This window comes from Achromobacter sp. HNDS-1, from assembly GCF_040084795.1.
Taxonomy (GTDB): domain Bacteria; phylum Pseudomonadota; class Gammaproteobacteria; order Burkholderiales; family Burkholderiaceae_B; genus Achromobacter; species Achromobacter ruhlandii.
Window position 1 is genome coordinate 6,261,318 of sequence record NZ_CP157584.1, and the last position, 26,217, is coordinate 6,287,534.

Genomic DNA, 26,217 nt, shown 5'->3' on the forward strand with positions numbered 1-26,217 from the left:
CGGGATTCTCGAAAAAGCGGCGGGCAATGGCCCGTGCGATCAAGGTAGACTTTTCCCCTGCATATGTCCAATATATGAAACAGGCACTCGCTATATTTATTAACGATGGAACTGAGACACCTGCGCTATTTCACCGTGGTCGCCGACGAGCTGCATTTCACCCGCGCCGCCGCGCGGCTGGGCATCGGCCAGCCGCCGCTCAGCCAGCAGATCCAGCAGCTGGAGCGCGAGATCGGCACGCCGCTGTTCCTGCGCCTGCCGCGCGGCGTCGAATTGACCGAGGCCGGCGCCCAGTTCCTGGAGGACGCGCGCGCCATCCTGGCCAGCGCCGACCGCGCCATCGATACCGCGCGCCGTCTCGGGCGCGGCGAACATGGCGCCATCACCGTGGGATTCACCGCGTCGGCCGTGTTCCATCCGTATCTGCCGCGCGCCATCCGCGCTTTCCGCGACCGCTATCCCGACGTGCGCATCAGCCTGACCGAAAGCAATACCGTCAGCCTGCTGCGCGGGCTGCGCGAAAACCAGGTCGACGTGGCGTTCGTGCGGCCGCCCTACGTGCTGGACCCGGAGTTCGAAACCGAACGCGTGCTGGACGAGCCGATGCTTATCGCCCTGCCCCCCGACCATCCGCTCAGCCGCAAGCGCAGCGTGCCCATCGCGGCGCTGGCCGACCAGGATTTCGTGCTCTATCCCCGCCCCATCGGCGCCGGCCTGTACGATGCGATCCAGAACGCCTGCCTGCGCGCCGGTTTCTCGCCCCGCGTGATCCAGGAGGCGCCGCAGATGGCCTCCATCGTCAGCCTGGTGGCCGCCGGCGTCGGCATCTCGATCGTGCCGGCGGCCATGCGCCACATGGGCGCACAGGGCATCGAGTACCGGCCCATCAAGGGCGACGCGCCGCATGCCCTGCTGGATATGGCCTACCGCCGCCACGACCGGTCCATCGCCGCGCGCAACGCGGTCCAGATGCTGCGCGCGCTGGCCCATCCGGAAGCGGCGGGATGACAGGTGCAAGCCCCGGTCCCGAGCGGGAAAAGGGCCCGGTATCGGCCTGTCGCGTTTGTCACCTTCTGTAAACCCGACGGCTGCCGCCGCCTGTAAATTGTCGCGCTATCGCCTCGCCACTCCCCCGCGAAAGGGGGACGGCCGGCGCAACCCGCTCAAAGGTGCACACGTGCAACGTACTCTCCTGGCTGTGGCCATCGCCACGCTTCCCGGTCTGGCCGCGGCCGCCGGACTGGCCTCCTCCATCAACGCCGTCACGGTCTACCAGGATCGCGCCGTTGTCACCCGCGCCGCCAGCAGCGAACTGGCGGCCGGCGAGCACGAACTGGTGCTGGAAAAGCTGCCGGCCAGCCTGCAGGAGAACTCGCTGCAGGTCTCGGCCAAAAGCAGCGGCCAGGCCACCTTGCTGGACGTGCGGGTGCGCGACGCTTTCCAGGCCGATACGGCCAACGACCGCGTCAAGCAGCTGGAAGAACAGATCCGCAAGCTCCAAGGCCAGCAGTCCGCGCTCGAGGACGAGGCGGCGGTGCTGGACAACCAGCGCGAACTGGTGGCGATGATGCAGCGAGGCGCCACCGAACCGGCCAAGGACGGCCCGCGCCCGACGCTGGAAGAACTGAAGGCGATCCAGTCGCTCAGCGCCGACACGCTCAGCCGCGTGCTGGCCGGCCTGCGGCATGTCGCCGAGCAGCGCGAGGACCTGGAGCGCCAGTTGTCGGCCGCGCAGGGCGAATTGGACCGGTTGCAGGGCCAGATCAATCGCCGCACCAAGACCGTGACGCTGCGCGTCAACCTGGCGCGCGCCGGCAAGCTCGACCTGAACGTTTCGTACGCGGTGGCCGGGGCGCGCTGGACGCCCGCCTACGACGCGCGCCTGCGCCCCGCCGATCGCAGCGTCGACCTGGGCTACTTCGGCGTCATCCGCCAGAACAGCGGCGAGGACTGGAACAACGTCAAGCTGACGCTGTCGACCGCACGCCCGGCCCTGGGCGGCGGCGCGCCCAAGCTGACTCCGTGGATCATCGACGTGGCGGCCCCGCCGTCACCCATCATGCCGATGCCGGCAGCGGCGCCAGCGCCGGTCGCACGCAGCGATTCGCGTGTGCGCATGAGCCCGAAAGCCAGCGCCGAAATGGCAGCCGGCGACGCGGCGTATGCGCTGGAGGACGTGAAGGAATCGACCGCCGCCGTGCAGGCCGAGGCCACCAGCGCTTCGTTCCAGATCCGCGCGCCGGCCACGCTGCCGTCGGACAACAGCGCGCAGCGCGTCGCCATCACCACCGCCAAGCTGCCCGCCACGCTGCAGTACCAATCGACGCCGGCGCTGCGCGAGGCCGCTTTCCTGACCGCCCTGGCCAGCAACGGCACCGACTACCCGTTCCTGGCGGGCACGCTCAACACCTTCCTGGATGACGCCTTCGTCGCCGCCTCTTCCATGAAGACGGTGATGCCCGGCGAAAAACTCGAACTGGCGCTGGGCGCGGACGACGGCATCTCGATCAAGCGCCAGCTGGTCAATCGCTTTACCGAAAGCACCGGCTTCTCCGGCAACGGCAAGCGCGTGACCTACGAGTACAAGATCACCGTCAAGAACAACAAGACCACCAAGGAGCAGGTCACCTTCAAGGACCGCCTGCCGATCTCGCGCAACGAGAAGATCGAGGTCAAGCTGCTGTCGCCCGCCGAGCGCGACATCAAGCGCGAGGATGACGGCGTGCTGGTCTGGAATTGGGACATGGAACCCGGCAAGTCGCGCGACGTGGTGCTGAAGTTCTCGATCGACTATCCGGGCAATATCGACGTGTCCGGCATCTGACGCATCGCCCTGCCGCCGGCTGGCCTCACTGCCGGCGGCAGAAGGCGATGAACTCGTCCGGCGATAGCGGCGTCGAGATGCCGTAGCCTTGCGCCACGGTGCACCCCAGCTCGCGCAGCAGCTGGATATCGCGTTCCTGCTCGACCCCTTCGGCCACCACGCGCCGGCCCAGCGCGCGGCCCATTTCGATGGCCGCGGCCACCACCGCGCGCGACGCCGGCTCGCGATGCATGTGGACGATGAAATCGCGGTCGATCTTCAACTCGGTGAACGGCATCGCCGAGAACAGGCGCATCGAGGCGATGCCCGCGCCGAAGTCGTCCATGGCCAGCTCGAATCCCCGCACCCGCAACAGGTTCAGCGCCGACGACAAGGCCAGCCAGTCGGTCACCGGCTCGTCCTCGGTCAGCTCCACTTTGACCAGGCGCGCCGGCAGGCCGGCCCGGGCCACGCGCTGCTCCAGGTCGTCCGGCAGGCCGGGCGCGCACAGCGTCGAGGCCGACGCATTGATGGCGATCGGGACCGCGATGCCCTCCGCATGCATGCGCACCTGGACTTCGATCACACAATCCGCGACGCGGTTGAACAGAATCTGGTCCATGCCCAGCCGATGCGCCGCCGGGACGAAATCGACGGCGGGGATGGCGCCCAGCTTCGGATGATGCCAACGCGACAGCGCCTCGGCCGCCACCGCGCGCCGCGAGTCCAGGTCCACCTGCGGTTGCAGGACCACGCTCATGCCCTCGCCCGACGTCAGCGCATGGCCGAGTTCGGCCTCGATTTCGTCGCGCCGCACGACCGTCTGGCGCGGCGAGGCCGAATCGTCGTCCAGGCTGAGCAGGGCCGCCTTGATGGCATGCTGCATGGCCGAGCGCGACACCGGCTTGGACAGGGCCTGCGCCGACGGGCAGCCGCCCTGCAACGCCAGCCGCACGTGCGACTGCAGCAGTTCATCGGAAAGGCTGCTGATCCAGATGATGGGCGGCATGCGCTTGAGGCGGCCGGCGTCCACCATCTGGCGCAATTCGTTGGGCAGGCGGGTGCCGTCGCCCTCGCCCATGACAATGTCGCTGATCACCACGTCATAGGATTGACGCGCCAGCGCGCCCACCGCCTCGGTGCTGCTGCCCACGCCGGCCACCCGTCGGTAGCCCAGCGCCAGCAGCAGGTTCTGCAGGTAGGCCCGTTCCACGGGGTGGTCTTCCACGAGAAGGATCCGTCGACTGGCACCGGCATCGGTTTTGGGCATCGTGCGCGTCCTCGGGGTGTCGGCATGTAGCTCAATGCTAAGGCATGTTCCCCCGACTGTACGCCACCCAGGACGGGCTAGGCCCGATTTCGGCGGGGCTGCCGCCGATCGGCCTAGGGCCCGGGGGACATCGCCCGGACGGACGAGGCGCGCCGGTGCGATAATGGCGGTCTTTCCCGAATCCATGGCACGGAGCTTCCCTTGACCCGCATTGACGATCCCCTGCACGACCGCGAGGTCGGCGCGGCCGACGCCACCCAGGACAACACCCGCACGGACGATACCCGCATCAGCGCGGTGCGGCCCCTGATTTCGCCCGCCCTGCTGCAGGACGAACTGCCCGTCTCGGCCGAGATCCAGACGCTGGTCGAAGACAGCCGCGCCCGCATCGCCGACGTGCTGCATGGCCGCGACGACCGCCTGGTGCTGGTGGTCGGCCCCTGCTCCATCCACGACCATGGCCAGGCCATGGAATACGCGCGCCAGCTGCGCGCCGCCGCCGACCAGTACCGCGACGACCTGCTGATCGTGATGCGCGTGTATTTCGAGAAGCCGCGCACCACCGTGGGCTGGAAGGGCTACATCAACGACCCGCGCCTGGACGGCAGCTTCCGCATCAACGAAGGCCTGCGCCGCGCCCGCGAACTGCTGCTGGACATCAGCGGCCTGGGCCTGCCGATCGCCACCGAATTCCTCGACCTGCTCAGCCCGCAGTACATCGCCGACCTGATCGCCTGGGGCGCCATCGGCGCGCGCACCACCGAAAGCCCCAGCCACCGCCAGCTCAGCTCCGGCCTGAGCTGCCCGCTGGGTTTCAAGAACGGCACCGACGGCGGCGTGCAGATCGCGGCCGACGCCATCGTCGCCGCCAGCGCCAGGCACGCCTTCATGGGCATGACCAAGATGGGCATGGCCGCCATCTTCGAAACCCGCGGCAATGCGGACACCCACGTGATCCTGCGCGGCGGCAAGCAAGGCCCCAACTACGACGCGGCCAGCGTCGACGCCTGTTGCGCGGTGCTGCGCGCCGCCGGCCAGCGCGAGCAGGTCATGATCGACTGCTCGCACGCCAACTCCAACAAATCGCACCTGCGCCAGGTCGACGTGGCGCGCGACATCGCCGCCCAGTTGTCCCAGGGCGACACGCGCATCACCGGCGTGATGATCGAGAGCCATCTCGAAGAAGGCCGCCAGGACCTCAAACCCGGCCAGCCGCTGCGCCATGGCGTGTCGATCACCGACGCCTGCCTGGGCTGGGCCCAGACCCTGCCGGTGCTCGACATGCTGGCCCAGGCGGTGCGCCAGCGCCGCGCCAGGAACGGCGCCTGATGCCGTTCCCCGCCGCCGGCCGCCTGCCCGGGACGCCGGCGCGCACCGCTCCCCGGCGGTTCAGCTAGCGGTTCAGCGCATAAGGCGCCGGATCCATGTCCGGCGTCTCTCCCGTCACCAGGCAGGCCAGCAGCCTGCCCGTCACCGGCCCCAGCGTGAAGCCATGATGCGCGTGGCCAAAAGCCAGCCACAGGCCGGGATGGCGCGGCGCCGGGCCGATCACGGGACGCATGTCCGGCATGCATGGCCGGCAGCCCATCCACGGCGTTCTCTCGACCGCCGCGCCCAGTGGCAGCAACTGCCCGGCAAGCGCTCGCGTGCGCGCCACCTGCACCGGCGATGGCGGCGCGTCGCGCGCGGCGAACTCGGCGCCCGTGGTCAGGCGCAGACCCAGCGTCATGGGCGACACCACGAAACCGCTGTCGATATCGGCCACCGGCCGCGACAACGCCGCGCCGTCCTCCAGCGCGAAATGCTGGTGGTAGCCGCGCTTGACCGCCATCGGCACGCGGTAGCCCAGCGGCCGCAGCACGTCGGGCGACCACGGCCCCAGCGCCACCACCGCCTCGCGCGCCTCGATCGGCCCGGTCACGCCGCGCACGCGCCAGCCGCCGGCCACCGCCTCGAGGCTGCGCGCATCGCCCCGCGCCAGCGTGCCGCCACGCCGTTGGAACAGCGCCGCGTAGCCCCGCGCCACCGCGCCCGGATCCGATACGTTGACCGGATCGCGCCAGTGGATCGCGCCCACCAGGCGCGGCGACAGCGACGGCTCCAGGTCCGCCAGCGCCTGGCGGTCCAGCACCTGGTAGTCCAATCCATAATCCCCCAGCGCGGCGGCGTCGGCCGCGGCGCGGTCCAGGCTCTGCTGGCTGCGCATGCCGTCGATCCAGCCGTTGCGGCGGAACAGGTGGCCGATGCCGGCGGCGTCCTTGAGCGCGTCGTGTTCCGCCACGCTGCGCTCGATCAGCGGCAACATGGCGGCGGCCGCGCGCGCCAGGCGCGAAGGCGCCGAATGCCACCAATAGCGCAACAGCCACGGCGCGATGCGCGGCAGGAAGCGCGGGTGGTAGCGCACGTCCGGGGCGCGGTTGCCGGCGTAGCGCAACAGGCTGCGCCAATCGCGCGGAAAGGCATAGGGTATGACGCTGGCGCGTTCGATCAGCCCGGCGTTGCCGTAGCTGGTTTCCTCGCCTGGGCCGCGCCGGTCCAGCAGCGTCACCGAGCGCCCGCGCGCCTGCAGGTGCAGCGCCGCGCTCACCCCGATGATGCCCGCGCCCAGGACGACCACGTCTGTTTTCATGCGCCGCATTCTGCGCCCGCGGATCGGGTTCGGCAAGCACCCGAGGCGGGCGTAGAATCTGTCGGCGCCCAAGGCCGGCCGATGGCGGCCCGCGCCCGACCGCGGCGCACTCGCGGAGCCTCGTCCCATGCCTGCCCTCGCCCCCCTGCAACCCGTCACCCTGGAAGGCGCGATCGTACGCCTGGAACCCTTGTCGGCGGCCCACGCCGGCCCGCTGGCCGAGGTCGGCCTGCATCCCGAACTGTGGCGGCTGCAACCCGAGCCGGTCGACAGCGCCGACGACATGCGCCGCTATGTCGAGCGCGCGCTGGCCGGCCAGGCGGCGGGCGCCTGCCTGCCCTTTGCTATCGTGCGGCGCGATGACGGCCAGGTAATCGGCACCACGCGTTATATGGATATCGCGTTGGCACACAGGCGGCTGGAGATCGGCGCCACCTGGCTCACCCCCGCCAGCCAGCGCAGCGGCGCCAACACCGAGGCGAAATTCCTTTTATTGCAGCACGCCTTTGAAACAATTGGTATCATGCGAGTCGTGTTCAAGACGGAGGCGGCCAATCTGCAATCGCGCCAGGCCATTCTCCGCATCGGCGGCGTCGAGGAAGGCGTGTTCCGCAAACACTTGATCGCGCAGTCCGGACGCACCCGCGACATGGTCTATTTCGCCATCCTCGACGAGGATTGGCCCACCGCCAAGGCGCGCCTGCTGGCGCGGCTGCGGCGCGCGCCCTGATCCGGCGCGGCGTTCGTTCTTTTTGTTTTTCATCATGGCCGGCGCTCAAGTTCCCGCAACTGGAGGCCGTTAATGCGGTATCCGGGGCAAGCCCGCCATCGGCCCGCCCCGCTCATTTCAAGTCAGGTATGGATCGTTCTCCCCTCGCCCCGCCCGCGCCGGTCGGGCACAAGCGCCCCAGCATCTTCATCTACACCGAAGAACAACGGGGCAACCAACTGGTCGAATCGCCGGTCATCGGCATGCTGTCGGACGTGTCGGGCTCCGACAAGCTCGTCGTGGCGCAGGATCCCTTCAGCGGCATCAAGTTCATCTATCGCGTCGACCACGAAAGCAGCAACCTTGATGCCGCGGCGATCACCGAGCAGGACGAGTCCGCTTTCAATGGCAAGAACTCGGTCCAGATCAACGCCATCTCCTACAAGTTGGGAACCGCCGAGAACGCGATGAAGCTGCTGCGGGGCAAGAGCCAATGGATCCAGGACAAGGGCGCGGTGCTGTCGGTGCTGTTGCAGAACGCGGCGGCGCGCAAGACGCGCTTCGCCCCGCCCCGCATCGAGCGCGACCGCGTGCGCAAGGTGCCGCCGGGCGTGCCGGTGGAGTATTTGGAGACCGCGCCGGCGCCCTGATATCCGGCAAACGGTGCACAACTTTCGAAGGAATTTCTTATCCACAGTTTCTGTGGATAAGAAATCGGCAGACACACGATTGCTGGCCTTCGTGGCGCCATGACAGAGGCTGATCAATTTTTGATCAGGCCGCCATCCGTCACCCGCGGAGCGGCTGGCCGATTTCCTGGCATCACGCATTGCCGCGCCGCCGCAACGGCGATAATGATATTCTCCGCGAAAGCGCCGCGAGGGGATCACACTGCGGATGCAGCGTCCGGCCCCGCGCTTGCGCCAGGCGGACTCCTCCACACCAATAAGAAGCCTTAGCATGAAAGGAGCGGAAAGCGTGTTTGCCCTTGGAGCGCCTCGCGCGCAACCGCCAGCTCGTCCGGCCCCGTGACCATCATCATCGTCGACGATCACGGGGACTGGCGCGACACCATTGCCGAATTCATCCATGACCTCGGCCTGGGCGAGGCCATCCTCACAGCCGGCTCGCTGTCCGAACTGGATCAACTGCTGCTCAACGTCACGCCCGGCATCCTCGTGCTGGACGCCATGCTGCCCGATGGCGACGGCCTGGCGCGGGTCTCGCACCTACGCACCACCTATCCCTCGATGGGCATCATCATGCTCACCGGCCGCCTCTTGAGCGAAGACAAGGTATCCGGATTGAGCCTGGGCGCCGACCACTACCTGACCAAGCCAGTCAACCTGGCCGAACTGGGCGCGACCCTGGTGGCGCTGTCGCGGCGCCTGCGCGTCGTGCCGGCCGCCGATCCGGCCGCGCCGACGGCGGAAATCTGGCGCTTCGATCCCGCCCGCCGCCTGCTGGTGTCGCCCAAACGCATCCAGGTGGACATCACCGATACCGAAAGCCGCCTGATCGGCGCGCTGGTCCAGGCCGCGCCGCTGCCCTTGTCGCGCGGCCGGCTGGTCGAGGCCCTGGGGGCCAGCGCCGAGGCCTACGACACCCATCGGCTGGATGCCCACATGCACCGCCTGCGCCGCAAGCTGCGCGCGCAAGCCGGCGGCGACATGGGCATCCGCACCGTCTATGGTGTCGGCTACGTCTGCACCATGCCAGTGCAGATCGTCGGCAACACCAAGCATTGAACCGATTGCCATGGCCCTGACCGTTCCCCGTCCTCGCCGTTCCGTCCTCTACATGCCCGGCGCCAACGCGCGCGCGCTCGACAAGGCCCGTGGCCTCGATGCCGACACGCTGATCCTGGACCTGGAAGACGCCGTCGCGCCCGATGCCAAGGCGCTGGCGCGCGACCAGGTGGCGGCGGCGCTGCGCGCCGGCGGCTATGGCGGGCGCGAATGCGTGGTGCGCATCAACGCGCTGGACACTGCCTGGGGCCTGGACGACGTGCGCGCCATCGCGCGCGCGGGCGCCGACGCGGTGCTGCTGCCCAAGGTGCAGTCCGCGGCCGAGCTCGAATCGCTGGCGCGGGCGCTGGACGCGGCCGGCGCGCCCGCCGCGCTGCCCTTGTGGGCGATGGCCGAAACGCCGCTGGGCTTTCTGCGGCTGGACGCCATCGCCGGCGGTCATCCGCGGCTGGCCGCCATCGTGGTAGGCACCTCCGATCTGGTCAAGGACCTGCACGCGCGCCACACGCCCGAGCGCCACGAAACCCTGCTGGCGCGCTCGATGGCGGTGCTGGCGGCGCGCGCCCACGGCCTGGCGGTGCTGGACGGCGTACACCTGGACCTGGACGACGAGGCCGGCCTTGCCGCCGCCTGCCGCCAGGGACGCGACCAGGGCTTCGACGGCAAGACACTGATCCACCCCAGGCAGATCGCCGCCGCCAACGCGGCCTTCGCGCCCACCGAAAGCGAACTGGCCAGCGCGCGCAAGCGCCTGGACGCCTGGCGCGAGGCGCAGGCGGCCGGCCAGGGCGTGGCCGTGGTGGATGGCGCGCTGGTCGAAAACCTGCACGCGCGCGAGGCCGAGCGCCTGCTGGCGCTGGCCGCCGCCATCGCGGCGCGATCGGCCCCCGGCTGAACGTCGCCGCGCGCGGACGCCGGCCGGATCGCGGCGCGAGGCGGGCAGTGACGCGCGCGTCCAGCTACAATAGTGGCCGCGATCGGTTGGGCATCCGCCCCATCCGCCTGCCGCGCCCGGCGCGGTCCGCGTGTCGCGCCGCCGGCGCGTCGCCTCTCCGGTTCCTCTTTTTTGGCCGCAACCTGTGGCGGGAGCCTTGTCGCGCGTACGTCGCGCATCCCTTCGCGCGCCCCTGTCGCGCCACCCCAGCCACACGATTCATGATCCGCTTCCAACAAGTTTCACTCATGCGCGGCGTCAAGCCCTTGTTCGACAAGGTCGACCTGCTGCTGAACCCCGGCGACAAGATCGGCCTGATCGGCGCCAATGGCGCCGGCAAGTCGAGCCTGTTCGGCCTGCTGCGCGGCACCCTGCACGCCGACCAGGGCGACCTGGACTATCCCGCCAGCTGGCGCATGGCTTACGTGGCGCAGGAAACGCCGGCCCTGGACCGCCCCGCCATCGAGTACGCCATCGACGGCGATGTCACGCTGCGCAAGCTCGAAGCCGAACTGGCCGCGCTGGAAGCGGAGCCCGAGAGCGCCGAGAACGGCCTGCGCATGGCCGACATCTATGCCGCGCTGGCCGACGCCGACGCCTACACCGTGCATTCGCGCGCCGAACAGCTGCTGACCGGCCTGGGCTTCACGCAGGCGCAGATGCAGCTGCCGCTGACCAGTTTCTCGGGCGGCTGGCGCATGCGCCTGAACTTGGCCCAGGCCCTGATGTGCCCGTCCGACCTGCTGCTGCTGGACGAACCCACCAACCACCTGGATCTGGACGCCATCATCTGGCTGGAAGACTGGCTCAAGCGCTATCCGGGCACGCTCATCGTGATCTCGCACGACCGCGACTTCCTGGACGGCGTGGTCAACGTCATCGTCCACATCGACGAGCGCAAGCTCAAGCGCTACTCGGGCAACTACTCGTCGTTCGAGCGCCAGCGCGCCGCCCAGCTGGAACTGGCGCAGGGCATGATGGAAAAGCAGATGCGCCAGCGCGCGCACCTGCAGTCGTTCATCGACCGCTTCAAGGCCCAGGCCAGCAAGGCGCGCCAGGCGCAGAGCCGCATCAAGGCGCTGGCCCGCATGGAAGAAGTGGCGCCGCTGCGCGCCGCCGCCGAGTTCTCGTTCGAATTCCGCGAGCCGCTGCGCGCGCCCAATCCGCTCTTGACGATGGACAAGGTCAGCGCCGGCTACCGCAACACCGACGAGGATAGCGGCGTCACGTCCGACAAGATCATCGTGTCGGGCATCGACTTCTCGCTGCAGGCGGGCCAGCGCCTGGGCCTGCTGGGCATCAACGGCGCCGGCAAGTCGACCTTCATCAAGACCATCGCCGGCGAGCTGCAATCGCTGGCGGGCGAGACGCAGTTCAACAAAGGCCTGTCGATCGGCTACTTCGCCCAGCACCAGGTCGAGATGCTGCGCCATGACGAATCGCCGCTGTGGCACATGACCAAGATCGCGCCCACGGTGCGCGAGCAGGAACTGCGCAATTTCCTGGGCAGCTTCAATTTCAACGGCGCCATGGCCACCAGCTCGATCGCGCCGTTCTCGGGCGGCGAAAAAGCGCGCCTGGCGCTGGCGCTGATCGTCTGGCAGCGCCCCAACCTGCTGCTGCTGGACGAGCCCACCAACCACCTGGACCTGGAAACCCGCGAGGCGCTGACCACCGCGCTGGCGCAGTTCGAAGGCACGCTGGTGCTGGTGTCGCACGACCGCCACCTGCTGCGCGCCACCACCGACCAGTTCATCATCGTGGCCGACGGCCGCTTCAGTCCGTTCGACGGCGACCTGGACGACTACAAGGACTGGCTCTACAAGACCAAGCTGTCGGCCAAGGCCGCGGCCTGACCGCGCGCGCCGAACCGGCATAGAATCTCAGGCATGTCCCGCCGCGCCGGCGGCGGCGCTCAGTGGGGCGGCCCTTCCGGGCGGCCCGCCCTCCTTCCCAGGGAGCCCATGGACAGTCTCAGCCAGCTTCTGTCGGCCGTCGAACCCGCGGGCACGGTGGACCTGCTGTGCCGCTACGGCGGCCGTTGGCGCGCCGATCATCCGCAGGCGCCGGCCGGCCACGTGCCTTATCACGTCATTCTGCAAGGCGAAGGCGTGGCCCGCGTCGGCCGCGACGAACTGGCGCTGCGGACCGGCGACATCCTGCTGCTGCCGCACGGCGCCTCGCACCTGCTGCGCGGCATCGACGAGCGCGCGCCGACCGCCGCCGCGCCGCCCGACATCCGCCACAACGGCGTCCTGACCGAACTGACCCAGGAGGGCGCGGGTCCGGGCCTGGAAATGCTGTGCGGCGTGTTCACGCTGGGCCGCGCCGGCAGCCTGCTGCAAATGGCGCTGCCGCAGGCGATGGTGCTGCGCGCCGCCACCCTGGGCGACAACACCGCGCTGGCCGCGCTGCTGGCGCTGATGCGGGCCGAGGCCGGACAGCCCCGGCTGGGCGGCGCGGCCATCATCAACCAGCTATCGACCGCCCTCTTCACGCTGGTGCTGCGCGCGCTGGTGCACGACGGCCGGCAGACGCGCGGCCTGCTGGCGCTGATGGCCGATCCCAGGCTGGCGCCGGCCGTGCAATCCATGCTGCGGTCCCCCTGCGAACCGTGGACACTGGCGACGCTGGCCCAACGCTGCCATTTGTCGCGCGCGACCTTCGCCCGCCAGTTCGTGCGCGCCAGCGGCCTGACACCGCTGCGTCTGCTGACCGCGATCCGCATGGAGCATGCGGCGCGCCAGCTGGAGCGGCTAAAGGAATCCGTGGCGCGCGTTGCCGCCGGCATCGGCTACCAATCGGAGGCCGCCTTTGCCCGCGCCTTCAAGCAGCACTTCGGGGTTGGGCCTGGCACGTATCGGCGCCATGGCGCCGCGCCGGCAGGCGCGCCCGCCGCCATTGCCGACCCGCCGGCCCGGGCGCGCGCCTAGCGGGGCAAGATAGCGGTCGGCGCCGTGGTCCATTGGCGGCCGGACGCGTTACAATCCCGCGAATTGCACGTCCGGGCGCGATCTTCGACGCCACCTTCAACGGCACCCCGGGCGCGACAACCTCCAACCACGTCCCGCTGCAGGCGGGACGCGTTTTTTAGCGCTCCTAGATGCCGATCAAAGACCAACTTTTCCTCGCCAGCCAGTACCTTGCGCCGCATCACCTGGTGTCGCGTTTCTTCGGATACGCCTCGGACTGCCGGGAACCCGCGGTCAAGAACTGGATGATCTCGCGCTTCGTGCGCAAGTATGGCGTGGACATGCGCGAAGCCGAGCAGGAAGACGCGCTGGCCTATGATTGCTTCAACGATTTTTTCACCCGCGCCCTCAAGCCGGACGCCCGGCCGCTGGACGATGAACCCGGCGGCGTGCTGTGCCCGGCGGACGGCGCCATCAGCCAGATGGGCGCCATCGAGCATGGCCGCATCTTCCAGGCCAAGGGCCACAGCTATGGCCTGGCCGACCTGCTGGGCGGCGACAGCGAGCGCGCCGCGCCGTTCCAGGGCGGCGAATTCGCCACCATCTACCTGTCGCCCAAGGACTACCACCGCGTGCACATGCCGGTGGCCGGCACATTGCGCGAAATGATCCACGTGCCGGGCCGCCTGTTCTCGGTCAATCCGCTGACGGCGCGCAACGTGCCGCGCCTGTTCGCCCGCAACGAACGCGTGGTCTGCATTTTCGACACCGAGCACGGCCCCATGGCCCTGGTGCTGGTCGGCGCCATGATCGTCGCCTCGATCGAAACCGTCTGGGCCGGGCTGGTCACGCCGTACAAGCGGCGCGTCAAGGCCGTGCGCTACGACGACGCGGCGCGCGCGCCGATCCAGCTCGCCAAGGGCGCCGAGATGGGCCGCTTCAAGCTGGGCTCGACCGCCATCGTGCTGTTTGGCCCGGGCAAGGTGCGCTGGGCCGATACGCCGTCGGTGCGCGGCCCGGTGCGCATGGGCGAATTGCTGGCGTTGCCACGCGGCTAGCGCGGCGGCGCCACGGCCGGTTGCGGCGGGTTCTTTTCGACGAAGCGCCGCAGATCGGCCGCTGTCTCCTGGCCAGGCGGCGGCAACCCCTGCAGGAACCCTTCGGCGCCCGGGCGCGCCGCGGACGGTTGCAGATACACTTCGCCGCCGGGCAGGAACACCGCCCAGATGTAGCCGTCGTGGAATGGCTCGAAAGGCAGGATGGGCGCATCGCGGCTGATCATCTGCTTCTCACCGCGCTCAAACATGGTGTCCGTGCGCCATTCAACCCGCATCGTCATGCCCGGCTTCCACTGCGTAGGGATTGACACGCAGCAGGTGCCCGACGTGTAGGCGTGCCCCCGGACGCCGGCGGCCCAGCCTTGATTGATATACACGGGCGCCACGCCTTCACTCAGGTAATTGATGATACCGAGCCGCACACCCAGCGTCTCGGGAATGGGCTCGGCGTGGGCCCTTGCGCAAGTGGCCGCCAGCAACGGGGCCAGCAGAAAAAGACCCAGGATCAGGCGGCCGCCTGATCGAAGCCGGTCAGCAAGCATGAACAGGCCGGAGCGCGGATTCGTTGACATTCGCATGGCTAAAACCGGGGCAAGGCGTTGAAATTCATTGGCATGTTCTGCAAGGCCCGCTGCGTTTCCTCGCGTTCCTTCTGCGCTTCGCGTTGTGCCCGCACCTGGGGATTGGCGTAGACCGACCGCCAACGCAGATAGCCCCACTGCCAATAGAACTCCCGCCCGTCCGATTGCAGCACCAGATCATTCGCATTGGCACGGTAGCGCGCCAATTCGGCCTGTTCCTGTTTGTTGGGCCGCGCGATCAGGGCCAGGTCCGGCCGGCCGATGGCGACATATTCTTCCGCCTCTTTCTCGCGCTTTTCCAGCTGCTTGATACGGTCCTGTTGAATCGCGATCCAGACATCATCGTCCTTGCCCAGTGGCTTGAACCAGGCGCGAGAATCATGCACGAAGTTATCCAGCAAATCGATTACCGCGGCGGCGGGCCTGCCCGGCAGGTTCCAGACCGTGCGAAGCTGCTCGAGCCACATCTTCTCCTTGTTCCCCCGCAGCATCATCATGATGCCGTCATAAATGCGGGCCCCTTCGCCACCCGGAGCGGACATGGTCATCGGCGTCGTGGCGCGCTCCAAGGCATTGTCCATGGTCAGCTTGCGAACTTCCAGCAGGAGTTCATCATTGGCCCTTACCAGGTCTTCGTAGTCCTGCGGGTAGTTTGCCCTGGCCCGCAGCGCGCTGGGCGTGGCGCCGATCCACTCGGGACCGCGCTCGGCGCGCAGACGCCGCCAACGCAAATACTGCACATAGTGGTTGTACAGGATGCGCGTGGAAGATGTCTGCTTCAGTGAAATTTCGCGGGTTGCCTCCACGTAGGCATTAAAAGCCGCCCGCAGTTCGGCCGACACCTGGAATTGGCTTTGGAATTCGGCGGGGGCAAGGTGCAGCCGCAACGGAACACCCGCCTGCACCGCCTCTCGATACATATCGCACAATGGAATCTGAGACAGCTTGTCGCTGTCCTTGGTGCCGCGTCCTTGCTCCCCCGGCTTGTAGCCGCCGCCGACGTCCGAGTGCACGCCCGGGTAGACGATTTCCTCGTAGTTCGCCCCATCGATCAGATCCAGCGGAAAGGACCCGCGCACCTCGTGCGCGCCGACCATATGGACGCAGCGCGATACTGCGTTGGGGATCTCCATGTCCTTCTTGCGCGCCCAGGCGCCGTGTCCGTCCCACACCTGCTCGCTCACGCTCTGCGCGATGCCGGCGGACGCGACCGTGTCGAAAATTCCCATGAAATCAAGGTCCACCTTGATGCCCGCCAGGCGCAGCACGCCATCGCCGCGGGGGGAATAGAACGATATGCCCTCCGGCGGATCGCAGGCGTCCTTGAGCCAGTTGGCGAACACCCGCGCCTCGGCCGCGCCTCGCGAGAAACCGAAGATGGAGACGCGAATGCGCTCGATCTTCGGATTGGTGTCCAGGTAGCCGGCCAGCAGCATCCGCAGATCCCGGTTGCGCCTTGACAGCACCGTGTAGCGGGCCACGTCCTTCGGTTCGGTGTTGTTGACCTTGCGCACCCGCAAAAGGGTATCCACGAAACCTTGCGTGCGCCGGGCCAGCACATCGGCCGTATCGCCTGGCTTCATTCCGGTATACGCGGCCAGCGGGATCTTGGCCGCCTTCGCCAGCTCTTCGATCTGCAGGCCTGACAACGATATGTCCGCGCTCATTTCCCGCACCAGCGTCGTCGCGCGCTGGCCCAGCGCGTCGGTCAACGTCCTATTGGGTACGAAATGGCTATAGAGATTATTCTGGAACTCCAGCAAGGCCCAGTTGATGCGCGCTTCCCCTCCCCAGCCGGCGGCGGCGCCGGCCTGCGCATGGGCCCCCGTGCCCGGGTCGCCCACCTTTTCGACGCAAGGCGTGCCCACCCCTTCGACATAAGTACGGAAACGGTGTTGCCGCGCGCTGTAGCTGGGATCGATCGTGTCGTCGAACACGGAATACAGGCGCGCCACATTGGTCTGCGTGTGATTGCCGGCCTTCTCCGACATATACATGTTGTTGCGCGTGCCATCGAAGAAGAAGCCGAAAAACAATTCGATCGAACAATCGGTGCCAGCCTTTTCACCCATGCGCTGGCAGGCCTTGCGTTGTTCGCGGAAATCCAGCTCCGAGGGAATCGGACGACAAGGACCGGCGAAGCGGAATTTGAAGGTCATGAGGACAGCTCCGTACTGGAATCGGCAAGCGCCGGTAGCGTGCTGACCGGCGCCAGCATGCCGTGGCGCCGCAACCGGGCGAAACCATGGCGGTACGCCAGCGCTTCGTTGTCCAGCCCGCGGCGCGCCAGGCGCCGCACGCCCTCCAGGATGCATTGGTACGCCGCCGATGGCGGGCAGGTCAACGCGCCGAACAACGGCGCGCGCAGTTGCACAAAGCGCAAGATGGCGTCCGGCAGCGCCAGCCATTGCAGATGGCGCTGCTGGTCCGCGGCGATCACATAAGGCTCGGCGCCGGCCTCCGGATCGAAGCGTTGATCACCGTCGACCCCCCGCCAGGCGCCCGAGCGATCCACGTATGACCAGCGTTCGATGCCCGCCAGCAAGCGGTGGCGCTGCGCCGGGGCGAATACTTCCAGGAGTGCGGCGAAGGAGCGTGTGTCGGCCAGACGCAGCAGATATGCCTTGCCCTCGGCGTTCACCGCCTCGATCCGCCGACCCAGGTGATCCGCCAATTGGTCGAACGACGCCGACGTGGTCAGCAGGCTCAGCATCGGCTTGCCCCGCGTCAGCTGCAAGAGTTTGTCGCACAACGGCGCGCGCAACGCCGGCACCCAGGGCAGCCGCAACAGGTACGGCGCCACCTGGTCCAGGCCTTCGCCCTGGTAGCGGCCGGCGTAAAGCGAGCGGTAGTCATCCGCATCCAGCCAGCGCGCCAGCCGTTCGGGCAGGCGCGCGGAGAAGACCGCGTCGAGCAAGACATATCGCTGCGGCCCGTCCGGGTGGTTCCAGGCCGCGTCGTACAGGGCGTGCGCCACCTCGGGCGCGGCCGGATCGATCCAGGTATCGCGATCCTCAAGCATTCTTCACCGTCATGGCGGAACCGCCCGCGGCCGCTTCCACCGCGCAACTGACGCAGACGCTCTGCGGAAACTGCGGGAAAGGATAAGGCAACTGGTCCGGCCCGGCGAACTGCTTGTTGCCGGTCTTGACGTCGATGCGGCCCGGCGCGGTGACGGTGATGTTGCCGCCTTCGAGCACGATGCTGGCGCCGGCCGCCGTGGCGATGCGGATGCGCTTGGGCGCGGCGTATTCCACCGCCGTCTGGGCGCTGCCGATGGTGATGTCCTGCTGCGCCTGCACCCGCAGGATGTCGTGCTGCGCCTGCACGTCGACATTGCCCTTGGCCGAGATCAGATCCAGCCCCGACTGCGCTCCGCCCTGCTGCAAGCCCGCCACGATGCCCAGGCCCTGCCCCGCATGCAGGCGCAGCGCGCCCATCACCGCCAGGTTCTGGTCCTTGCCCGCCGACCAGTGCAGCGCCTCGCCGGCGGTGTACTGCAGGTGCTGGCCGGCCACCTGCGCCAGCCCGGCGCGCGCGGCCATCAGCACCACCGGATCGGTGGCGTGTGGCACCTTGCCTGGCGCCGCGTCGGTATGCTTGGCCGAGGCATCGCCGCGCGCGCCTTCCACGCTGTCGCCGGCCACCGTGCCCGAGACCGCGCGGTGCATGGCCGCCAGCGGCGCCTTCTCGCCATCGAGCACGCTGGACTGCGGGCCCCGGGTGCCCTGCACCGTCGCCAGCCGCAGGCCCTGGTGCGCGCCCGCCACCCCGTCCAGCGAACGCGCCATCTGGTCGGTCTGGCCCGCCAGCGCCTGCACCGCGGCCGCATCGCCGATGGCGCCGGCGTGGGCGCCGGCGGCCGTGTAGGTGCTCAGCAGCACGCCCGCGCCGCCCCGCACCGCGCCATAACCGTCGGTGCGCAGCTCGGCGCCCACGCCGCGCAGGCCGCCCCGGTAGTTGCCCGCCTGGTGGATCAGGTGGCCCAGGTTCAGCTCGCTGGCCTGCGCGCTGCTCTTGATCTGCAGGCGCAACTGGCTGTCGGTGTCGTCGAACACGATCTGGTTGTAGCCCGCGCCGCCAAACTCCTTGCTCTTGAAGCCGCTCAGGGCGGCCGCGTTGCGGTGGTTCTCCTCGCCCGCCGCCGCGCCGTGCCAGGCCGGCGCGTTGCCCGCGGCCAGGTTGGCCTGGGCGCTGGGCGCGTGGTCGCGCGCCGCCGCATAGACCTGCGTGTCGGCCTTGGCGCCCGCGCGCCCGCCCGGCGTGGCCGGCGTGCCGCCCTCGCCACGGCCGTTGTACAGCGCGCCCACCACGATGGGTTGGTCGATGTCGTCGTCCACAAAGCGCACCAGCACCTCCTGGCCGATGCGCGGCACGAAGCTGATGCCCATGCCCGCGCCCGACTGGCGCTGCGCCACCCGCGCCCAGCGGCTGGCCGCCAGGCCCTCGCCGCCCGCCTGCCAGTGAAACCGGATGCGCACGTCGCCGCGCTTGTTGCGCAGGATCTCGTCCTGCTCCCTGGGCTGGGTGCTGCCCTCGGCGTCGGTCACCACCGCCGTGTGCACGCCGTGCACCGACGGCGCTCCGCTCAGGCGCGCGCCGCGCGCCTCGGGCAAGCGCGGCCGCCAGGGGCGGTCGCAGCGCACCGCCTCGAAGCGGTTGGCGTAGCCGACCTCGCGCGCCTTGGCCAGCACGGCGGCATCGGCGGTCAGGCTGGCCGCCTCGTCCGGCCGGGCCCCCGGCGCGGGCAAGGCATCGATATCCAAGGCCAGGTGCGCGTCCAGGCCGCCCAGCCGCTGGGCCAGCGCGGCCCGCGTCTGCGGCGGCAGGTTGTTGATGCCGACGTGTTCGACCCGGTCCAGCGCGAACTCCGGTTCGAAGCCGGCCTCGTCCGCCGGCCCCAGCGCCGACAGGTCCTGCAAGGTGAAGCGCGTGCCCGAGCGGAAGGTGCGCACCACCCCCAGGCCGGCGAAGGTCTCGGCGCGCGCCCGCAGCGCTTCGGTCGCCAGCTCGGCCTGGCGACGCGCCTGGGCCGGGTCGGCAAAGCCGCCATGCCCGGCCACCTCGTACCAGTCCAGCGCCGCCGCTTCGTCCTGGCCGCTGGCCGGGTTCACCAGCGCCTGCGCCGCCACCGCCCGCTTGCCGCTGTCGTGCCAGCCCAGCAGCGTAATGCTGTCGGGCACCCGGCGGCGCTGGCGCGCCAGCCGCTGCACGGTGTCGCGCGATTCGGTGGCCGCCGCGCGCTGGAAGCGGATGCCGCCGCCGGCCGACTCGGCGTCCTCGGCCAGGTTGCGGCTGTCGGCGAACAGCTGCACCACGTGGCGCGCCGGCACGCTCTCGTCTTCCAGCACCGTCCAGCCCAGCCCGGCCTCGGCCAGCAGGCGCGCCACGAAGTCGTAGTCGGTCTCGCGATACTGGGTGGTGTAGGGGCGCGGCGCCAAACCGGCCAGCGCCGGCTCGACGTCGGCGGCAACGCGGTAGACAAAGCCTTCGTAGCCGTCCAGCACCTGGCGCACGATGTCCAGCACCGGCTTGCCCTCGAACACGCGGCTGGCGCGCCGCTGCGTGGCCAGCCACAGCCACGGCACCACCGTCAGGCGGTAGCGCGCCAGGCCCGCGTCGCCCGACAGCAGCTCGGCCTCGCGGATCACGCCGCTGCGCCCGGCCTGGCTGCCGTCGGCGCGCGTGGTCCACAGCGTCACCGGGCACGAGATCATGTCCTGCAACGCCAGGCCGGCATCGTCCGATAGCGCCACCACGCGCAACTGGCCCACGCCGGACAGCGCCTCGCGCGCGATCCAGCCTTCCACGTGCAGCGACGCCAATGCGCCCTCGCCTTGCAGCCGGTAGAGCCGGGTGTCGGAATTGAACAGGCCGGCGCTCATGGCTGCCGGGAACGCTGAAACGGGGTTGATGACGGCACAGTCATGGGGTCTCCAATGCACAGTCGTACAGCGAAGCCACCGACAAATAACACGCCGCCCCCCCCGGTCGGAAATTCAGCCAGCCGTAATATGCAACTAAACATTGGCGCACTCGGCTAGCGGTATCCCGGCAGAACGACACGCGGTTGCCACGGCCATTGCGGCTACGGATTGCACCAAAAGCATGAGAAAGCGCGCCGATGATGCGATTCATCACAATTCATCAGATTCGGATAAGGACAACGCCAGGAGGCAGACCGGTTGCCTGTGTTGCGCGAGGGGCGCGGCGGCCACCCCCAAGCGCCGCGACTCATTTCCATAAAGCGAACAAGGGTTTTCCTATTTATTCGCTTTTCGCGATGAAGCGAGGTGCGTAGATTGGAATTTTTTTTCGCGCCCGCCCATGTCCACGACCGCCCTGCCTACCGCCAACGCCGCCGCCCGCACGCCCACCCGCCCATCCCACGCCCTGGCGCGCATGCTGTCGCTGGACGACTTCGAAGCCGCTGCCCGCCGCCGACTGCCGCGGCCGATCTTCGGCTACGTGGCGGGCGCCGCCGAAGACAACCAGTCGCTGCGCGCCAATCGCGACGCCTTCGGCCGCTACGTCTTCCAGCCGCGCGTGCTGGTCGACGTGTCGCGCCGCAGCCAGCATGTGGAACTGTTCGGCCGGCGTTACGAATCGCCGTTCGGCATCGCCCCCATGGGCATCAGCGCCCTGTCCGCCTATCGCGGCGACATCGTGCTGGCGCGGGCCGCGCGCGAACAGGGCGTTCCCGCCATCCTCAGCGGCACCGCGCTGATCGCGCTCGAAGACGTCATCAAGGAAGCGCCGGGCACGTGGTTCCAGGCCTATCTGCCCGGCGACCCGGCGCGCATCGACGCGCTGGTGGCGCGCGCCGCGCGCGCCGGCTACGAAACCCTGGTGCTGACGGTGGACATCCCGGTGTCCGCCAACCGCGAAAACAATGTGCGAACCGGTTTCTCGACGCCGCTCAAGCCCAGCCTGCGGCTGGCATGGGACGGCCTGACGCGGCCACGCTGGCTGGCTGGCACGTTCCTGCGCACGCTGCTGGCCCACGGCATGCCGCACTTCGAAAACTCGTTCGCCACGCGCGGCGCGCCGATCGTGTCGGCGTCGGTGCTGCGCGACTTCAGCGCGCGCGACCACCTGAACTGGGAGCACGTGGCGCGCATCCGCCGCCAGTGGCCGGGCACGCTCATCATCAAGGGCATCCTGCATCCCCGGGACGCGCGGCTGGCGCGCGAGCACGGCGCCGACGGCATCATCGTGTCGAACCATGGCGGTCGCCAACTGGACGGCGCCATTTCGCCGCTGCGCGCCCTGCCGGGCGTGGTCGCCGCGGCCGGCGCCATGCCGGTGATGATGGACAGCGGCGTGCGCCGCGGCGGCGACGTGCTCAAGGCGCTGGCGCTGGGCGCGCGCTTCGTGTTCGTGGGCCGGCCCTTCAACTACGCCGCCGCCGTCGGCGGCCAGGCCGGGGTGGCGCACGCCATCGGCCTGCTGCGGGCCGAGGTCGACCGCAACATGGCCATGCTGGGCATCAACCGCCTGGACCAGTTGGACGCCGACCTGCTGGCGCCGGCCTGAGATCGCGCGCGTCGATCCGCCCCGCCCATGACGGCCGGATACGATCCGGCAGGGCATAGAATGGCGGTTCCTCCGCTCTCGCCGGCCCCCGCCCCACCGCCCGTGTCCCTGCGCCAATCCTCGTTCTTCCTGCGTTTCCTGACCCTGGGCGCGCTGGCCCACGTCTACGTCGGCGCCCGCCTGATCCCCGACGCCGGACTCTCCGATCCGGGCAGCGCCGGCGCCATCCTGCTACTGATCCTGTCTTGCATCCTGATTCCGCTGGGCATGCTGGCGCGCTCGTCCGTGCATCCGCCCTGGGGCGACCGCATCGCCTGGGTCGGCCTGATCGCGATGGGCCTGTTCTCGTCACTGTTCGTGCTGACGGTGCTGCGCGACGTGCTGCTGCTGGTTGCGTGGCTGGTCGACCTGGCCACGGGCCTGGCGCCGCCCTGGCTCGCGCTGCGGCGCGCCACCGCGCTGGCGGTGGCCGGGTTGGCGCTGGCGGCCACGCTGGTGGGTTTCCACAACGCCCGCCGGCGCGCCCGCGTGGTCACGGTGGACGTGCCCGTGCGCGGCCTGCCGGCCGATCTCGACGGTTTCACCATCGCGCAGATCAGCGACATCCATGTCGGCCCCACCATCAAGCGGCGCTACGTGCAGGCCATCGTCGACGCGGTCAACGAACTGGCGCCGGACATGATCGCCATCACCGGCGACGTGGTCGATGGCAGCGTCGAGCAACTGGCGGCCCAGGCCAGCCCGCTGGGCACCCTGCGCGCGCCCTTCGGCGTGTACCTGGTGACGGGCAACCATGAATACTATTCGGGCGCGGCGCCCTGGGTGGCGGAATTCCGCCGCATGGGCCTGCGGGTGCTGATGAACGAGCACGCGGTCGTCCATCCGGCCGGCCTGCCGCTGGTGGTGGCCGGCGTCACCGACTACAGCGCCGGCGCCTTCGATCCGCGCCAGCGCAGCAACCCGGCCGCAGCGCTGGCGGGCGCGCCGCCCGACGCGGTCGCGCGGATCCTGCTGGCGCACCAGCCGCGCAGCGCGGCCGCCGCCGCGCCGCTGGGTTACACCCTGCAGCTGTCCGGCCATACGCACGGCGGCCAGTTCTTTCCCTGGGGGTTTTTCGTGCGCTTCCAGCAACCCTACACTGCCGGCCTGCACCGGCTGGGCGACATGTGGATCTACATCAGCCGTGGCACCGGCTATTGGGGCCCGCCCAAGCGGCTGGGCGCGCCGTCGGAAATCACCCGCCTGCGGCTGCGCCCGGCGCGCTGACCGCCCGACGCGCCATGGCTGGCGGCGCCGTTCAGGCCGCTTCCGGCAACGGGCCGCGCTCCAGGTAGCTGGTCAACGCGATATCGCTGGTGGTGTTGGTGATGCCTTCGATCTGGTGGATGCGCGCCAGCAATGCCTCCAGCGCCTGGGTATCGCGGACACGCACCTTGAGCAGCATCGCGCTCTTGCCCGTGATGGTGTGGATCTCCTCCACCTCGGTCAGTTCGGCCAGCCCCAACACCTGCTGGGTGATGCTCCAGTTGTTGGTATCGACATGCACGAACGCCAGCAGCGGACGGCCGATGCGGGCGCCATCGAGCTTGGCGGCGATGCCTTTGATCAGGCCATCGCGCTTGAGGCGCTTGACCCGTTCATGCACGGCGGGCGCCGACAGGTTCAGCAACTTGCCCAGATCGGCATAGCTCGGCGAGGCGTCCTCGGCCAGCAGCGTTAATAGTTTTCGGTCACGGTCGTCGAGATCTGGCATCGGAATCAGGTTCTGCCTAACGGCATTCGAACTTTTACGGGATAAGGGAATATCGGTATTAACCCTTATTTTATTCCAATAAAATGCCCGCCATGCAGAACCGCGACACCGCGCAAGACACATCGCGCAATTCCCCCCTGCCGGCCGCCATCCCGGCCCTGATGTTCGCCGTCAGCGTCGTCGGCTCCAACGGCCTGGCCCTCAGCCCCATCCTGTCCGACGTGGCGCGCTCGTTCGCCAGCACGCCCCTGACCGTCAGCACCGCGATCTCCGCCTATGGCGCCGCCACCGCGGCCAGCGCCTTTCTGCTGGCGGCCCGCATCGACCGCTGGGGCATTCGCCGCGCGCTGCTGACCGCGATGACGGTGCTGATCGCCGCCCTGCTGCTGTCGGCCAGCGCGCCGCACTGGATCGTGCTGACGGTGGCCCAGGCCCTGGCCGGCGCCGCCGCCGGCGTGATCCTGCCGGCCGCCTATGGCTCGGCCACGCTGGCGGCGGCCGCCGGCCAGGAAACCCGGTCCCTGGGCCGCGTCATCTCGGGCTGGTCGGTGTCGCTGGTGGCCGGCGTGCCGCTGTCGGCGCTGATTTCCGACGCCATCGGCTGGCGCGCCACCTACGGCGTGCTGGCGCTGTGCGCCTCAGTGGCCCTGGCCGGCCTGCGCACGCTGCCCGAACGCCGCAACACCCATGCCGCGCCGCCGCGACTGTCGCGCCTGCTGGCGCCGCTGTCGTACCGCGACGTACCGGTGCTGCTGCTGGGCTGCCTGGCGTTTTCGAGCGCCTTCTACGGCGTCTATGCCTTCCTGGCCGACCATGTGCGCACGCTGCTCGGCCTGACGGCGGGCCAGGTGGGCTTCATCGCCTTCGCCTACGGCGCCGGCTTCCTGCTGGCCGGCCTGGCCGGCGCGCCCCTGATCGAGCGCCTCGGTCCGCGCCGCGCACTGCCGTTGGCGCTGGCGACAATCACCGCGGTCTACCTGGCGCTGCTGCCGGCCGCGCATGCGCTGGCGGCGGTGCTGGCGATTGCCGTGCTGTGGGGTGCCGCCTCGCAATTGAGCCTGAACCTGCTGGTGTTGCTGCTGTCGCGGGCCCGCCCCGACGAGCGCGGCGCGGTGCTGGGGCTCAATACCTGCACCACCTATCTGGGCGCCAGCCTCGGCACCGCGGTGGCCGGCACGCTGTACACCCACGCGGGCTTCGAGGTCCTGGGCCTGGCCGCGGCCGCCGCCGTGGCGCTGGCCGCGCTGACGCTGCATTGGCGCCTGAACGGCCGCCGCGCCGGCAAGCGCCGCGCCGCCGCCTGAGGCCGCCTCAGCCCGGCAGCACCACCGCGCAATCGCGCCCGGCGCGCTTGGCCTGATACAGCGCCTGGTCGGCGCGCCGCAGCACATCCGACATGCTGGCGTCGGTCTCCAGGAAACGCGTGATGCCGCCACTGGCCGACAATACCAGCGCGTGGCCGTCGATCTGCGCGGGATGCTGGCGCAGACCGCCGCGCAACCGGTCGCAGATCGCCAGGGCCACGTCCTTGTCGGCGTCGGCCAGCAACACCACGAATTCCTCGCCGCCCAGACGGCCCACTGCATCTTGCTCGCGCAGGCACGCGCGCAGCTGGTCGCAGAAATGGCGCAACGCGGCGTCGCCGCCCAGATGTCCATAGCGGTCATTGACTTGCTTGAAATGGTCCAGGTCGAGCATCAACGCCGTGTGACAGGCGCCGCGCTTGGCCGATTCCAGCAGGCCTTTCATGCGCTGCAGGATCTCGGCCCGGGTCCAGCAGCCGGTCAGGCCGTCGACCTTGGCCATGCGAGCGAGGGCGGCCTCGTTGCGGCGGTTTTCGGTCATGTCCATGCCGATGTTGATCACACTGCCGTCCGGCAGGCGCACGTTGGACCACATGACGGAAAGGCGCTCGCCGTCGCGCGCGAGCGGCTGCCATTCGCGGAACGACGGGTGCGGCGCGCGGCCCACGCTGTCGATGACGCGGGCGCGGACCTCGGGGTCGGGATAGAACAGGGCCAGCGGCTCCGCGTGGCGATTGATCTCGTCGCGGGTCCAGCCGAAGCGGCGCTCGCAGGCCTCGTTCCAGAGCAGGCACTTGCCTTGTTCGTCAAAGGCGTTGATCAGCACGGGCGCATTCTGGAACAACGCCTGATACTGCGCGACCATTTGGCGCAGGTGCGCGAGCTCGGCATCGCGCGGATCCGGCACGCCGGCGGGTTCGTGGCTGGCGCCTCGCTGCTGCGAGGCAATCAAAGCGTCATTCGAAGAGACGAGTCGCATG

21 protein-coding genes are annotated in these 26,217 nt (G+C 69.2%); 13 read left to right on the top strand and 8 right to left on the bottom strand.

Features of this window, described 5'->3' with window-relative positions; genetic code table 11:
* Positions 1-105 precede the first annotated feature (105 nt).
* The gene (locus tag ABFG95_RS28870) at positions 106-1,008 is read left to right on the top strand and encodes a LysR family transcriptional regulator (RefSeq protein ID WP_049073583.1); all 903 of its coding nucleotides are present in this window, start codon (positions 106-108) and stop codon (positions 1,006-1,008) included.
* Positions 1,009-1,177: 169 nt separating this feature from the next.
* The gene (locus tag ABFG95_RS28875) at positions 1,178-2,824 is read left to right on the top strand and encodes a mucoidy inhibitor MuiA family protein (protein WP_336729626.1); all 1,647 of its coding nucleotides are present in this window, start codon (positions 1,178-1,180) and stop codon (positions 2,822-2,824) included.
* 25 nt (positions 2,825-2,849) lie between these two features.
* Here the strand turns inward: ABFG95_RS28875 and ABFG95_RS28880 are convergent, their stop codons facing one another.
* Entirely contained in the window at positions 2,850-4,073 is a 1,224-nt protein-coding gene (locus ABFG95_RS28880; RefSeq protein WP_348995244.1) for an EAL domain-containing response regulator, read from the bottom strand.
* Positions 4,074-4,274: 201 nt separating this feature from the next.
* Here ABFG95_RS28880 and ABFG95_RS28885 point away from each other — a divergent pair, with 201 nt between their 5' ends.
* Entirely contained in the window at positions 4,275-5,402 is a 1,128-nt protein-coding gene (locus ABFG95_RS28885; RefSeq protein WP_049073580.1) for a 3-deoxy-7-phosphoheptulonate synthase, read from the top strand.
* A 64-nt stretch (positions 5,403-5,466) separates the two neighbouring features.
* Here ABFG95_RS28885 and ABFG95_RS28890 read toward each other — a convergent pair whose 3' ends face one another.
* On the bottom strand, positions 5,467-6,702 hold the full coding sequence (locus ABFG95_RS28890; RefSeq protein WP_278990715.1) for an FAD-dependent oxidoreductase: 1,236 nt from the start codon (positions 6,700-6,702) through the stop codon (positions 5,467-5,469).
* A gap of 127 nt (positions 6,703-6,829) precedes the next feature.
* On the opposite strand from ABFG95_RS28890, the gene ABFG95_RS28895 reads away from it, so the two are divergent.
* From ABFG95_RS28895 to asd, 7 genes are all read left to right on the top strand, one after another.
* The gene (locus ABFG95_RS28895) at positions 6,830-7,432 is read left to right on the top strand and encodes a GNAT family protein (RefSeq protein ID WP_049073578.1); all 603 of its coding nucleotides are present in this window, start codon (positions 6,830-6,832) and stop codon (positions 7,430-7,432) included.
* A 128-nt stretch (positions 7,433-7,560) separates the two neighbouring features.
* Positions 7,561-8,061, top strand: a complete 501-nt coding sequence (locus tag ABFG95_RS28900) for a hypothetical protein (protein WP_049073577.1) — start codon at positions 7,561-7,563, stop codon at positions 8,059-8,061.
* Between the two features lie 378 nt (positions 8,062-8,439).
* A complete protein-coding gene (locus tag ABFG95_RS28905; protein WP_049073576.1) occupies positions 8,440-9,159 on the top strand; it encodes a response regulator transcription factor in 720 nt (239 codons plus the stop codon).
* Between the two features lie 10 nt (positions 9,160-9,169).
* Complete coding sequence (locus ABFG95_RS28910) at positions 9,170-10,054, top strand: CoA ester lyase (protein ID WP_278990718.1); 885 nt, start codon at positions 9,170-9,172, stop codon at positions 10,052-10,054.
* 260 nt (positions 10,055-10,314) lie between these two features.
* Positions 10,315-11,949 carry an ATP-binding cassette domain-containing protein gene (locus ABFG95_RS28915; protein ID WP_054419566.1) on the top strand — a complete coding sequence of 545 codons (1,635 nt, stop codon included), beginning with the start codon at positions 10,315-10,317 and terminating at the stop codon, positions 11,947-11,949.
* 108 nt (positions 11,950-12,057) lie between these two features.
* On the top strand, positions 12,058-13,026 hold the full coding sequence (locus tag ABFG95_RS28920; protein WP_278990721.1) for an AraC family transcriptional regulator: 969 nt from the start codon (positions 12,058-12,060) through the stop codon (positions 13,024-13,026).
* A 170-nt stretch (positions 13,027-13,196) separates the two neighbouring features.
* On the top strand, positions 13,197-14,063 hold the full coding sequence (gene asd, locus ABFG95_RS28925) for an archaetidylserine decarboxylase (RefSeq protein WP_049073572.1): 867 nt from the start codon (positions 13,197-13,199) through the stop codon (positions 14,061-14,063).
* On the opposite strand, the gene ABFG95_RS28930 is transcribed toward asd, so the two are convergent.
* The 4 genes from ABFG95_RS28930 to ABFG95_RS28945 are packed head-to-tail and all read right to left on the bottom strand — an operon-like array spanning position 14,060 to position 20,529.
* Positions 14,060-14,635, bottom strand: coding sequence for a DUF3304 domain-containing protein (locus tag ABFG95_RS28930; protein ID WP_157810515.1), 576 nt, complete (start codon positions 14,633-14,635; stop codon positions 14,060-14,062). The genes asd and ABFG95_RS28930 overlap by 4 nt on opposite strands.
* A gap of 8 nt (positions 14,636-14,643) precedes the next feature.
* The gene (locus tag ABFG95_RS28935; protein ID WP_175183362.1) at positions 14,644-16,803 is read right to left on the bottom strand and encodes a DUF2235 domain-containing protein; all 2,160 of its coding nucleotides are present in this window, start codon (positions 16,801-16,803) and stop codon (positions 14,644-14,646) included.
* The gene (locus ABFG95_RS28940) at positions 16,800-17,666 is read right to left on the bottom strand and encodes a DUF4123 domain-containing protein (protein WP_049073569.1); all 867 of its coding nucleotides are present in this window, start codon (positions 17,664-17,666) and stop codon (positions 16,800-16,802) included. Before ABFG95_RS28940 ends, ABFG95_RS28935 begins: the two co-directional genes overlap by 4 nt.
* Complete coding sequence (locus ABFG95_RS28945; RefSeq protein ID WP_348995245.1) at positions 17,659-20,529, bottom strand: type VI secretion system Vgr family protein; 2,871 nt, start codon at positions 20,527-20,529, stop codon at positions 17,659-17,661. The genes ABFG95_RS28940 and ABFG95_RS28945 overlap by 8 nt, the downstream gene beginning before the upstream one ends.
* 442 nt (positions 20,530-20,971) lie before the next feature.
* Here ABFG95_RS28945 and ABFG95_RS28950 point away from each other — a divergent pair, with 442 nt between their 5' ends.
* Positions 20,972-22,180: an alpha-hydroxy acid oxidase gene (locus ABFG95_RS28950; protein ID WP_278990731.1), complete on the top strand. Its 1,209-nt coding sequence runs from the start codon at positions 20,972-20,974 to the stop codon at positions 22,178-22,180.
* Positions 22,181-22,282: 102 nt separating this feature from the next.
* Positions 22,283-23,446, top strand: a complete 1,164-nt coding sequence (locus ABFG95_RS28955; protein ID WP_175146877.1) for a metallophosphoesterase — start codon at positions 22,283-22,285, stop codon at positions 23,444-23,446.
* A gap of 31 nt (positions 23,447-23,477) precedes the next feature.
* Here ABFG95_RS28955 and ABFG95_RS28960 read toward each other — a convergent pair whose 3' ends face one another.
* Complete coding sequence (locus ABFG95_RS28960; protein WP_049073566.1) at positions 23,478-23,933, bottom strand: Lrp/AsnC family transcriptional regulator; 456 nt, start codon at positions 23,931-23,933, stop codon at positions 23,478-23,480.
* A 92-nt stretch (positions 23,934-24,025) separates the two neighbouring features.
* Here ABFG95_RS28960 and ABFG95_RS28965 point away from each other — a divergent pair, with 92 nt between their 5' ends.
* Positions 24,026-25,237 (top strand): MFS transporter, encoded by a 1,212-nt coding sequence (locus tag ABFG95_RS28965; RefSeq protein WP_278990733.1) that lies wholly within the window; start codon positions 24,026-24,028, stop codon positions 25,235-25,237.
* A gap of 7 nt (positions 25,238-25,244) precedes the next feature.
* Here the strand turns inward: ABFG95_RS28965 and ABFG95_RS28970 are convergent, their stop codons facing one another.
* The gene (locus ABFG95_RS28970) at positions 25,245-26,216 is read right to left on the bottom strand and encodes a sensor domain-containing diguanylate cyclase (RefSeq protein ID WP_049073565.1); all 972 of its coding nucleotides are present in this window, start codon (positions 26,214-26,216) and stop codon (positions 25,245-25,247) included.
* Position 26,217 lies beyond the last annotated feature (1 nt).